Annotated in this window: 11 protein-coding genes; 3 read left to right on the forward strand and 8 right to left on the reverse strand. The window is 39.6% G+C overall.

Translation table 11 applies throughout. The features are described 5' to 3' along the window. Positions 1 to 36 precede the first annotated feature (36 nt). From BK580_RS16505 to BK580_RS16520, 4 genes are all read right to left on the reverse strand, one after another. Positions 37 to 1464 (reverse strand): N-acetylmuramoyl-L-alanine amidase, encoded by a 1428-nt coding sequence (locus BK580_RS16505; RefSeq protein WP_078381402.1) that lies wholly within the window; start codon positions 1462 to 1464, stop codon positions 37 to 39. Positions 1465 to 1966: 502 nt separating this feature from the next. Then, entirely contained in the window at positions 1967 to 2737 is a 771-nt protein-coding gene (gene fabI, locus BK580_RS16510; protein ID WP_078381403.1) for an enoyl-ACP reductase FabI, read from the reverse strand. A gap of 357 nt (positions 2738 to 3094) precedes the next feature. After that, positions 3095 to 4423 carry a group II intron reverse transcriptase/maturase gene (gene ltrA / locus BK580_RS16515; RefSeq protein ID WP_078380098.1) on the reverse strand — a complete coding sequence of 443 codons (1329 nt, stop codon included), beginning with the start codon at positions 4421 to 4423 and terminating at the stop codon, positions 3095 to 3097. 705 nt (positions 4424 to 5128) lie between these two features. Then, positions 5129 to 7192, reverse strand: a complete 2064-nt coding sequence (locus BK580_RS16520) for a cation:proton antiporter domain-containing protein (RefSeq protein ID WP_078381404.1) — start codon at positions 7190 to 7192, stop codon at positions 5129 to 5131. Positions 7193 to 7412: 220 nt separating this feature from the next. Between BK580_RS16520 and prpE the strand changes: the two genes are divergently transcribed. After that, on the forward strand, positions 7413 to 8153 hold the full coding sequence (prpE, locus tag BK580_RS16525; protein ID WP_078381405.1) for a bis(5'-nucleosyl)-tetraphosphatase PrpE: 741 nt from the start codon (positions 7413 to 7415) through the stop codon (positions 8151 to 8153). A 65-nt stretch (positions 8154 to 8218) separates the two neighbouring features. On the opposite strand, the gene BK580_RS16530 is transcribed toward prpE, so the two are convergent. Genes BK580_RS16530 through BK580_RS16545 form a run of 4 tightly spaced genes read right to left on the reverse strand, consistent with a single transcriptional unit; the run spans position 8219 to position 10970 of the window. Continuing rightward, complete coding sequence (locus BK580_RS16530) at positions 8219 to 9112, reverse strand: RluA family pseudouridine synthase (protein WP_078382806.1); 894 nt, start codon at positions 9110 to 9112, stop codon at positions 8219 to 8221. Between the two features lie 23 nt (positions 9113 to 9135). Beyond that, positions 9136 to 9933: an NAD kinase gene (locus BK580_RS16535; RefSeq protein ID WP_078381406.1), complete on the reverse strand. Its 798-nt coding sequence runs from the start codon at positions 9931 to 9933 to the stop codon at positions 9136 to 9138. A gap of 17 nt (positions 9934 to 9950) precedes the next feature. Further along, on the reverse strand, positions 9951 to 10586 hold the full coding sequence (locus tag BK580_RS16540; RefSeq protein WP_169865064.1) for a GTP diphosphokinase: 636 nt from the start codon (positions 10584 to 10586) through the stop codon (positions 9951 to 9953). 15 nt (positions 10587 to 10601) lie between these two features. Beyond that, positions 10602 to 10970: a UPF0738 family protein gene (locus BK580_RS16545; RefSeq protein WP_078381407.1), complete on the reverse strand. Its 369-nt coding sequence runs from the start codon at positions 10968 to 10970 to the stop codon at positions 10602 to 10604. Between the two features lie 175 nt (positions 10971 to 11145). Here BK580_RS16545 and BK580_RS16550 point away from each other — a divergent pair, with 175 nt between their 5' ends. After that, on the forward strand, positions 11146 to 11742 hold the full coding sequence (locus tag BK580_RS16550; protein ID WP_078381408.1) for a CYTH domain-containing protein: 597 nt from the start codon (positions 11146 to 11148) through the stop codon (positions 11740 to 11742). An 11-nt stretch (positions 11743 to 11753) separates the two neighbouring features. Then, on the forward strand, positions 11754 to 12392 hold the full coding sequence (locus BK580_RS16555) for a lytic transglycosylase domain-containing protein (RefSeq protein WP_078381409.1): 639 nt from the start codon (positions 11754 to 11756) through the stop codon (positions 12390 to 12392). The last annotated feature ends 93 nt before the right edge of the window (positions 12393 to 12485 follow it).

Here is a 12485-nt window from a genome sequence, read left to right on the forward strand (position 1 = left end):
CTTTTATTGCGTCGCACCTACGTGCGAAAAGTACACTTAGTTATTTTTGCGTACTTCGACTAATACATCTCTCATCTGTTCTAACTCCACTTGCTTCACCGTGATTGCCTCTTCTAAATTACGCTCATAAATTTTCAAGATAAGTTGCCCATATTGAGTGCCAGGCACTGCCCATCTTCCGTTTAAATCGGTCCAGCCAGGAGCAATTCCTCTTGTGACAAGATCGAAACGCGGATCTACTTTTGGATAAGTGCTTGGAAGAGGTTCTGTGGAAGCGTATGCGTATAGATGTTGAATATGTGCTAATACTCCTTCCTCTGGCGTGGCAAAGGATGCGCCGGTAACGCTGCCTCCCGTTGCGCCGATGCCCGCATAGTTATTTTGCTCTGGCTTTACAATACCCGTAAAGCGAAAATAGTTTGTTTCATGGATTGCCTGTGCAAATGCAACATCTCCCCGAATGCCATACCCCCGCCCGATTCTTTCATATAACTCACCAAGCTCAGGTGCTGTAGGATTTACTTTATGAACAAATAAATCCATTTCCTCCCCTTTTAATACAGATAATCCTTTAATGGAAAATCCCGGTGGTTGAGTTGGTGGAGGTGGAGGCGGTGGGGGCTCAACTGTTGGAGGTGGGTTGGAAGGCGGCGATGTCGGAGGAATAGACCCTTGTGCTTCAGCTATTAAAAATGCTTCCACTCCTAATTGATTTAATGCTTGAACCATTTGCTCTGCATTCTCTCTTTCCCTAAACGCACCTGCTTGAACACGGAAATATGGAGCGCCATTTAAGGTCGCTTGGACGATAAAAGCACCGATATTATTTTCTTGTAAAAACTGAATTCTTGCTTCCGCGTTTTTTCGATCCTTAAAGGACCCCGCGATGACTTTAAACATGATGCTAGTTGTTTTTCTTGGCAAGGACAACGCCTTAGCTATTCCTTCTACAATGGCAGCTGCAACATCCCTTTTAAACGTTTCATTTACAATTAATGCTCGATCACCCTCGTTATCTATAAATAATATTTCTATTAACATGGCAGGCATATTGGTCTCTCTTAAAACATGAAAATTTGCCGTCTTTATTCCTCTATCTCTTTTATTATATTTTCCTGCTATAACACGGACGATCTCCCCATGAATCGTCTCTTGGTAGACAATCGTCTGATTTGAAACCGTTCCATTATAACGGTAGCTTTCAAACCCTGTTCCTCCACCGGCATTGAAATGAATGGAAAAGTAGTAATCGGCTTTAAGTGAGTTTGCCAAATTCGTTCTTGCCTCAAGCGAAACAGTTGTATCTCCCTCTCTTGTCATGGCAATTCTAGTCTCATAATTTCTTTCTAACTGTTCCCTCACTCTTGTGGCCATTTCAAGATTCAAATTCTTTTCCAACAGTGACTGATACACAGCCCCTGGATCCTGACCGCCGTGGCCCGGGTCTAAAACTATCAATTTCATATGTTGATTCCCTCCTTTCTATACAATATGCTAGATTTCCGCGTCTAGTATAGGTAGATGGGAAGAAAATCGAATGGGAAGTTGTCCATTTCTTACAATCTTCATTTTTGTATCTTTTCTATGCTTTTTTTTACAAAAATGTCTAGTTAAAATGAAGAGCTGACGCTTTTTATGGAGCCTGCTTCCTTTTTAATTACCTATTTTCATTTTTTTACGTTGAATGTAATGGATTGGGGTTCTTTTTGGAGTTTTTCTATATGAAGATCTTAGGGGTTCTCACCTAAATCGGGGAGGTTCTCACGTAACTTGGAAGGGTTCTCACGTAACTCAAGGAGGTTCTCACCTAACTCGGGAAGGTTCTCACACAACTTCAAAACGTTCTCATATTTCTCAAAATCTAATGCTGCACACCCTCCACGTTTTGCACAAGTCTTGCGTTCTTCCAAAAAAGAAAAACCCGCTTCTGACACATAGTCGTCAAAAGCGGGTTTCGCAAATCAGATTATAGAATATGGTATCCAGAATCGACGTGTAGGTTTTCACCAGTAATGCCACGAGCTAGATCACTGAATAGGAAAAGGGCTGCATCGCCAACTTCTTCTTGAGTGGTAACACGGCGTAATGGTGCACGCTCTTCGATTTCTTTTAGGATCGAGTTGAAATCACTAACACCTTTTGCAGAAAGGGTACGGATCGGTCCTGCGGAAATGGAATTCACGCGGATCCCTACTTTTCCTAAGTCATTAGCTAAATACTTCACACTAGCATCTAAGCTTGCTTTTGCTACACCCATTACATTATAGTTAGCAACTACTTTTTCTCCACCAAGATAGGTAAGAGTTACAATGCTGCCACCTTCTGTCATTAGGTCTTTCGCTTCCTTCGCAACTGCTGTTAACGAATACGAGCTAATGTTGTGAGCAAGCATAAAGCCTTCTCTTGTTGTATTCATGTAATCTCCTTGTAGCTCTTCTTTATTAGCAAAAGCGATACAATGAGCAACACCATGAATTACACCAGTTTGTTCTTTAATTTGTTGGAAACATGTATGAACTTCTTCGTCTTTTGTTACATCACATGGAAGAACGATGGAGTCATTACGATCAAGTGAAGCCGCAAGATCGCGAACACTCTTTTCTAGACGTTCCCCGGCGTATGTAAATACTAAACGTGCTCCAGCATCATGCAAGGAACGTGCAATTCCCCATGCAATACTTCTTTTATTCGCTACACCCATTACTACATATGTACGACCATTTAAGGATAAAGTCATCTTTATATCCTCCTATTTATATAAGTTATTAGTACCTAGTCATAATTATAGCACAATCCAGATAAATTGCGAACTTTTCTTCTGGATATATTTTTTAGAAGAAAAATAGAGATCAGTTCTTTAGTAAAAGGCTACCCTGAAAAAAGATAGAACACGGTTGAACTCCCTTTCGATTTCCGCTCCTGTCACTTGCTTTCCGCGGGGCGTTTGTGAAGCCTCCTCGGCCATGCCTGTGGGGTCTCCACAAAACGCTACTTCCCGGTCGAGTAAGCGGGAGCCACACTTTTACTGTGTTCTCCTCACTCCTCACAGATCCGTGCATGCGATACTATCGCACACGGCTCTTCTCATCACCCTTCACAAAATGTAGCTAATGTCTTTCTTCAGTTGATATATGTTTACTTTCGCCCTTGGACTCTTCAAAGGATATTTACTTAAAAATATGTTGAACTTCTCCCATGTGAATGATTTCCTTTGGCTCCTTCGGTTCATCCACTTGAACAATAGTAGTCGGATACGATACAGAAAACTCTCGACATGTTGAGTGTTATCGGTAATACAGTAGTAGTTGTAGTAGCCTGTTAAGGAACGGTTAATGCTTTTCATAATGTCCTTGATGTCCATTGTTCGATTAGCTTTGAGCCATTCCTTATGTTTCTTTAACTTGGCTGTTACTTTCTTCTTACTACTCTTCCGTTTAACCCTAAATGACCCTTTCTTACTCTCACTACAATAGTGAGTGAAGCCTAAGAAATCGAATGTTGGTGGTTTTCCTTGTCCATTCCGCTTACTATCTTTATCTGCATAACGACCAAAGGAAATGATTTTCGTTTTATCTTCTGCAATTTCAAGATGGAACTTTTGTAAACGCATGATAAGGGCAGAGTAAAAGGCATCTGCATCGCTTTTGTACTGAAAGCAGCACACAAAGTCGTCCGCATAACGGACCATGTAAGCTTGACCATTACACTGTTTACGAACCACTTTTTCGAACCATAAGTCTAGGACATAATGTAGATATACGTTCGCTAAAATTGGTGAAATGATACCCCCTTGGGGAGTTCCTTTATCCGTATCGAAATATTTACCTTCTTCCATGTACCCACCTTTTAGAAACCTAGCGATAATTCCTAAGAAGTTTGGGTCATTGATACGTTGTTTCAAGAATTTCATCATCCACTCGTGATTAACGTTGTCAAAGAATCCTTTAATATCAACATCCACTATATAGTTGGTGGGGCGTTCTTCAATATACACATTCAGAATCTTTAATGCATCGTGGCAGTTTCTACCTGGTCGAAATCCAAAGGAACTGTCCAGGAACTCATGCTCAAATATGGCTTTGAGAATTTTCCCAATGGCTTGTTGAACGATTTTATCCTCGTGGTCTGGGATACCCAGTGGTCTTTTCATCTTCGTTCCAGGTTTATCGATGTATGTTCGTTTTACTGGGATAGGACGATAAGCCTTCTTCTTTAATTTCCCCACTAGTCTTTTGGTGTTCTCATCCAGATTTGTGTCATATTCCGCCTTTGTCATGCCAGTTATGCCTGTTGCCTTCTTGCTTGGCAACTCTCGGTGACATTGTTTAAGATTCTCTTCATTAAGTAAATGAGCCAACGAAGTGAAAACTATATCTTGATTCGATTTCGCTAATTCTGTTATCCTTGCTAGTTTTGTTTCCACTTCTCTCTCTACCTCCGTGTGTAGTAAGTGTGTCTCTTTCAAGGTCGATGACGAGTAATGGCCTTTCCTATCATTATTTTAATAGGTACTATGCCACTATCCGACTTCCTTTAAGCGTTTGACAGCCCTCACTTTGTTATCGCTTGTTCGTCATTACTCTCCGATATGAAGGAGAGACTTAAAGGACCTCCCGAGTTGCCGTAATATATCAATGTGAAACGTGCCACGGTCATCGACTCCGAGGAAGTTGTCATTCTCTCACCATTACGAGAATAACAATGTTGCCTTCTGCACTCCCGAACACATCGGCCTTCCTAACTTGGCACTGATTTCGGAGCTCAATCCCTTCAACCTTTATTCGGTTTACGGCCCATTCCCTAACTGTCTACGCTTAAAGATATAGTGTTACCACATATCCTCCAAGACTCGCTACGAGTGAATGGTTAGTTCTTTCTCGACGGGAATCCCACCCGTTATATATTACGACCTTGCTCGGTCGCTCCAGGAGTCAAGTGCCATCCGCTCCAATCTACAGGGAGGACGGGGATACTTAACATTCCCCTCTTTCATCATCCAAGGTGAAATTACTCTATATATTACATAGGTGTCTCCCTAAAACTCGATAACCTCTTTGAACATATCCTTGCCTTAGCAAAAGGCAACAATCGCATTGAATTTAACACAGTTCGTGCTTTTTAAGATTACTTAATCATAATCCCGCTCTAGCAGTACTTCCTTCGGTAATTCTGTGCCTCGTGTACCGCGGAGGTCTTCTTTTGTTTCGGTTGGGTAAAGGATGATAAAGCTTTCTGGGTTTATTTTTGCAAGTTTTTCTGGTACTTTTTCGAGCTGTGGATGCCATGCAGTTGTTCCTTTTCGTGCACTAATGACAACAACTAAATCATCCCTATTGAATGTGTTTAATTTTTCTTTATACAGGGATCCCCAACCTTCGACCCATTCCACTTCTGTTGGTGGATTAGGTTTTATTTCACGCATTTGGGCCTTAAATGTCTCAGGGTAGCCTTTTATCGCATAGCAATAAATGGATGCTCCTAAATTGGTTGCAAGTAGTTTGATTGTAGAAAGTGCATCCCAATAACCAGGTTTATGGTCGATTCCATTTGGTAAAACGAGAATGATTCTTTTCGTAGTGTTTAAGGGATGACCGAGTTTGGAAATAAGAACAGCCACATTGGACTGATCTAATACCTGATCAATCACTCCACCAAAGATTTTTTGTTGGGTCGTTCTCTCCCCATTCCACCCCGCAACGAGGGTTGTGATTCCTTCTTCGGCAATCGCGCGATTAATCCCGATGGCAATATTACGGTCTACCCTTGTTATGACTCGAATTGGAACATCTGCTCCGCTTGAATAAGTAACTGCTTGCCCAAGCATTTTCTCGGCCTTGGCGACCTCTCCTTCTGACGCCCACATATCTCGTTGAACGACTCTTAACGCATAGATAGGTTGTTCTTTTGATAAGGATTGGCGGATGACAAAGGAAAGGTCTAACAAGGATTCCATCGTTTTAGGATTCGCGATTGGAATAAGAATTCGCTCTGGGGCGTCTCCTTTTTTCACTGGCTTTTGATTCTCGTGCAACGCAATTCCTCTCCCATATTTTTCAACCAAATAGGGACCACCAATACACGTAATCAAAATCATAATGATCATCCCATTTACCGTTACCTGATCAAGCAGTCCAACGTTAAAACCGACTAACGTAGAAGCTAAGGTTCCGGCCGCTTGAGGTGTTGTTAACCCAAAGATAACGATGCGTTCTTTTTTGGAATAGCCGTAAAACTTACTTGTTAAGAGTGCAGCAGAATATTTTCCGATTAATAGTGCAAAAACAATCGAAATCGTTAATATCCATGCTTTTGGATTACTTACTAATACACGTAAATCCATTAGCATTCCAACCGATAACAAGAAGAAAGGGATGAAGATCGCATTGGCGGTAAATCGAATCCTGTTCATTAATGGACCTTGATCAAAAATAAAACGATTCAGTGCTAAACCAACTAAAAAAGCACCGAGAATTGGTTGTATTCCAGCCAATAGCGCAAGTGACCCGGCAGCGAATAACATAACCATGACAAACGTAAATTCGATTGGCCCCTCTGTTGTAACATTTCGGAAAAACCAACGAGCAATAAGAGGCGTTCCGATAAATATCGCCGCTACAAACACTATGAGAGAAATCGTTAGTTTTATACCAAAGTACATATCTAACTGCCCTACTGCCGCTCCAGCAATGATGGCTAAGATCAGGAAGGAAAATGTATCTGTGAGAATACTGCCTCCTACTGCTGTTGTTATCGCTTTGCTTTTTCCAATACCTAATCTACTTGCAATCGGGTAGCCTAACAAAGTATGCGATCCTAAAATGGAACCTATTAATATCGAAGCTGCTAAATTGTATCCAAGAAGGAAACTAATCAACGTTCCAACAGCAAAGGGAAGCCAAAACGACAGCATACCAAATACAATGCTACGGTTCCGGTATTTTTTAAATCCGTCTAAATCCATTTCCAGACCAGCAATAAAGATGATGAATAACAGTCCAACTGTTCCTAATAGCTCAATGGTCGAACTTCGCTCTAAAATCGCAAAACCATTAGGGCCAATTATTACTCCCGCTAAAATAGGGCCAATTAATCCAGGAATACGCAACAATTTCATTAAATAGGGAAATATGAAAAAGATAATCATTGCTAATGCAAAGATAAACACAGGCTCTTTGATTGGTAGCTCAAACATAGAATCCCCCCAATCATAAAATTTTTTTACACATGACTATATGTAATAAGCAAAGATTATATCATTCTTTTAGTTTTGTTAGTATATAAATTACATAAAATTAACATAGTCATGTAAGCAAAATTCCGGAGCTAATTCTCCAATAAAAGGTAGTTTTCCCTCGACATGATTTATTCAGTCAAGAAGAGAACTTTATGTATAGAAAGGAGCGGATTTTTTGATGAAAATAGATATTATCGGAGACATTCATGGCTGTTACGATGAATTCATTACTTTATTAAAAGAGTTAGGTTATGAAAAGCAAAAAAACCTCTATCAGCATCCAGAGGGAAGGAAGCTTGGATTTGTAGGAGATCTCACTGATCGTGGTCCCGCTTCTCTAAAAATAGTGGCTCTTGTAAGTAAGCTTGTTGAGAATGATATCGCTTATTATGTTCCAGGCAATCATTGCAACAAACTCTATCGTTTTTTCCTTGGCAATAAGGTACAACACACACATGGACTTGAAACGACTGTCACAGAATACGAAGCACTGTCTAAAAAAGAGCAAGAAAATATAAAAAAAACCTTTATTAGTTTGTATGAGAAAGCTCCACTCTACCAAGTTTTAGATAAAGGAAAACTCATCATCGCTCATGCTGGACTTAAGCATGAGTATATTGGGCAGCAAAGTAAAAAAGTGCAGATTTTTGTATTGTATGGAGATATAACCGGTGAGTTTCATGAAAATGGGATGCCTGTTAGAAAAGATTGGGCTAAGGATTATAACGGGGATGCATGGATTGTATATGGTCATACTCCGGTGCGTGAAGTGCGAATTGTGAATAGAACTGCAAATATTGATACTGGCGCTATATTTGGTGGTAAGCTTTCTGCATTAAGGTACCCAGAGATGCTTACTGTTTCTGTGCCATCTAGTATGCCATTTGTGAAGGAGAAGTTTCGTGAGTTGTGGGACTGACTGATAAACACTCTGTTTACCATAGCGTTTAATAGATCAAAAAAGAAAGAAGAAAGCTGTCATTTTTAGCTTTCTTCTTTCTTCAATAACCCCATCATGTCTTTGGGTAATTTGGAGTGGAAGGTGAAGGTTTTTTCAGCAGATGGATGGTAAAAAGATAGTTCACAGCTGTGAAGTGCCTGTCGCTTTATATCTTTCTTTTTACCTCCATACAAATTATCCCCAGCTAATGGATGGCCGAGGTATGCCATGTGGACGCGAATTTGGTGCGTTCTTCCCGTTTCTAAATGAAGGGACACATGGGTGAAGGCTTGAGATCTGCCAAGCACTTGATAATTCGTAATCGCTTTTTGTCCATCTTCTCTTACTTCGCGCTCGATTATGCTTGAATCTTTTCGACCGATTGGTGCGTCAATACGTCCGTTACTTTGTTGCACTAAGCCATGAGCGATCGCTTCATATCTTCTTTTAATCCCATATTCACGCTGTTGCAACGAGAATAAATGATGAGCATGGCGATGCTTTGCGATAAGCATTAAACCTGAGGTATCACGATCTAGTCTTGTCACGATGTGAATAGTCGATTCATACCCTTTAGACTGGTAATAATGTAACAAAGCATTAGCAAGTGTTCCACTCCGGTGCTCTCTTGAAGGTATGGATGCAATAGCGGGTGGCTTGTCTATAACAAGAACATAATCATCCTCATACACAATATCTAGTGGGATTTCTTCCGGTTGTAAATCCTCACTTGGTGTCTCCTTTGGAAATTGCACAACAATTTGATCTCCGGCCTTTAATAAATAGCGCACGGTCACTGGCTCATCGTTAACGAATAAACCTCCACCATAAAATTTAATCTCTGTGAGAGCACTTTTAGAAATCCGTTTTTCTTTTAAAAATTCACGTAATAATTTCCCTTTATCTTGCTGCTCGATGACGTAAGTTAAAGAAAACATGCTCACTTTTTATCCTCTTTCTCTCATTTATCCGTAATAAAGGAATCACTAACTCTCTTCCAAAACGGAAACGGACGAAAACGAGCAAATCTGATTTTTTCTTTTGCTACTCTACATTGAATCGATTTAACATCCTTATGCAACAAAGTTAAATGATCGATGGTGATTTGATAATCGACATCATTTACTGGCTTTAACAAACAGGTATGATGGTCAGGTAATACTAGTGGTGAACCAATCGTACGAAACACTCTGTTGTTAATAGAAGCCATTTCCGCTAATTGAATAGCAGGTAGCGACGGATGCAAAATAGCTCCACCTAGTGCTTTATTGTATGCCGTACTTCCAGAAGGGGTGGATATACAAAGTCCATCTCCACGAAAGGTTTCAAAAAGTTGGCCTTTAATTTCCACATCCATCACAAGCGTACCCTCTACACTTTTAACTGTGCATTCATTCAATGCCAAGTACCTTGCTTCACGGCCACCATCAATATATCGAATAATTACTTCAAGTAAAGGATATTCCACAATTTGATAAGGTGTTTTCGCGATCGCGATGACAAGCTTTTCTATTTCTTCTGGTACCCAATCTGCATAAAAACCTAAGTGTCCTGTATGAACCCCAATAAAAGCTGTTTTATCAAGGCGACTTCGATAGCGATGAAATGCATATAATAACGTCCCATCTCCACCAACTGAAACAACGATGTCTGGCTGATCTTCATCATATACTAATTCAAAGTCCTGCAAATACGTTTTCATTTTATGCATAAGCGTATTAGACGTTGAATCCCCTTTGGAGGTAATTGCAAACTTCATACTCCCACCCCTGACTTTTAGTCGATATCTTTGTTTTCTTTTTTCCGTGAGAAAATAGCTTGCGCTTCTTGAATTTCTCCACGTATTAGAGACATTTCTGCATCTAACAAATAAGCAGCTTCTGCTGCACGGACTAGCCGCTCTTTGATAACCTGAGGAAACTGCCCACTATACTTATAGTTTAAAGAATGCTCAATCGTAGCCCAAAAGTTCATTGCTAATGTACGAATTTGTATTTCTACAAGGATTTTCTTTTCTCCATCTATCGTTTGAACAGGATAACGAATCACCACATGATAAGATCTGTATCCACTATTCTTCTTTGTAGAAATATAATCTCTTTCTTCGACTATTTCAAAGTCATTCCGGATTCGTAATAATTCCACTACCCGATGAATGTCATCAACAAACTGACACATCATTCGTACTCCAGCAATATCTTGCATTTCCTCTTCTAGTTTCTCTAATGAGATACCCTTTCGTGTTGCTTTATCTAAAATACTGGCAATCGGTTTTACCCTTCCTGTCACAAACTCGATTGGAGAATGTTCAGATTGCATCTTAAATTGCCCACGAATTCCCTTTAATTTCACTTTCATTTCATCAATTGCTTGTTTATAAGGCGCTAAAAACAAATCCCAATCTTGTATCATATTTGGCCAAACCCCTTAAAATATCTCGTTTACTCGCTTCTCCATCTCTTCTCCGTAATTAGCATTATCTCTAATATTTTCTATTAAGTAGCCAAGCTCTTCTTCTATGTTTGTTAATAATAAGGCGATATTTTGAATTTTAAGCACGACAGCTTTTTTTTCAATCTGTGCTTTTTTTAATGCTTCCCAGTATGTATCTCTTATGCTTACATAAATAAACTCAGAAGGTGTTTCCAGCTTGTAAATAAATGATAAATTATCTGAGTCCACTAGCATTTGATTACTCGCTGATACTTGATCCAAAGAATAAGAAACAGGATCTGCTTGTAATAAAAGTTGATGTTCATTCCATGATGTACTTATAATTTCAATTCTCTTTTGCATAATAATCTCCTTCCAACCTAAAGCCTACTCATTATTTTATCATAATTCCCAGTTATCATCTAAACGGAATGTCATTTTTTTCTTCACGCCTAAAGTACCTTTTATTGTTATGATTATTGATATCTGTTTGAAAGCGAGTAATAATAGAAGTATACCAATGATGAGAGGTAATTATATGAACCATCAAGAAATTGAAATAGAATTCAAAAACATACTAACCTTCGAGGAATTCACAACTCTTTGTTCAAGTTTTCAAGTTCAAGCAGAAGATTTTTTCTCTCAAGAAAATCATTATTTTGATACGCCAACCTTTTCATTAAAAGAAAGCGGTTGTGCACTTCGAATACGAAAAAAGGAAAATAACTATACCCTCACCCTTAAACAGCCTGCTAATGAAGGATTGCTTGAAACTCACCAAGTGATCACAGAAGAAGAAAAAGCAAAAATGTTCGAAGAGGAAGAGGGATTAATCAACGGTGATATATTCACCATTTTAAAAGACCAATTAATGATTGACCCCCTATCAGTTCGCTATTTCGGAACACTTAAAACAAATCGTGTAGAATTTCCATACAAAAATGGCTTGTTAGTATTAGATGAAAGTCATTATCTACAAACTAGTGATTTTGAAATCGAATATGAAGTCAGCAATTATTTAGAGGGCCAAAAGCATTTTCAAGAGCTACTCCAGGCTCATAACATACCAGTTCGCGAAACGAAAAATAAAATTGCCCGCTTTTATGACATAAAAGTTTGTAGGCTCAATGAATAGGATGGCAGAAAATGAAAGTTGATCAGTTCCGATCTATGATGCAAATACAAGCATTGCAAACACTACAATCAAACAAACCCGCTTCCACTAATGCTAATAGCTATCAATCCTTCTCCCACATGTTCGAAGGATTATTAGAAGAGAAGCCCCAAGCTAGTCAAACTAGCACAAGTCCCTTTTCCTTGTCGCACCCTTTGAACCTAGCTCATTTAACAAATTTTTCACCAACTATACAAGCATCATCTGTTCAACATACGCCAAGCATCGCTAACCGAACAAATTACGAGGACCTCATTCAAGAAGCGTCACTGAAGTACAACGTAGATCCAGCACTAATTAAATCGATCATCCAGCACGAATCCAGCTTCAACCCAAATGCCAAAAGCCACGCTGGCGCACTCGGCCTCATGCAACTGATGCCACAAACCGCTAAAGGGCTAGGTGTAACGAATTCATTAGACCCAAAGCAAAACATCATGGGCGGAACGAAATACATCCGCCAAATGCTAGACCGCTACAACGGTAACATTCCACTAGCCCTAGCAGCCTATAACGCTGGCCCAGGAAACGTCGACAAATACAATGGAATTCCGCCATTTAAAGAAACAACCAACTACGTAAGAAAAATAACCGAAAGCCTAAAAGCCTAAAAGTGAGCGCCCCAAGCGCCCACTTTTTTTTACAACATAAATCAAAAGAACAAAATCAAAACACCGCAAATCCACCCCTTTTCCCTTTATTTT

Origin of the sequence: Sutcliffiella halmapala (assembly GCF_002019665.1) — a bacterium.
GTDB lineage: Bacteria > Bacillota > Bacilli > Bacillales > Bacillaceae_I > Sutcliffiella_A > Sutcliffiella_A halmapala.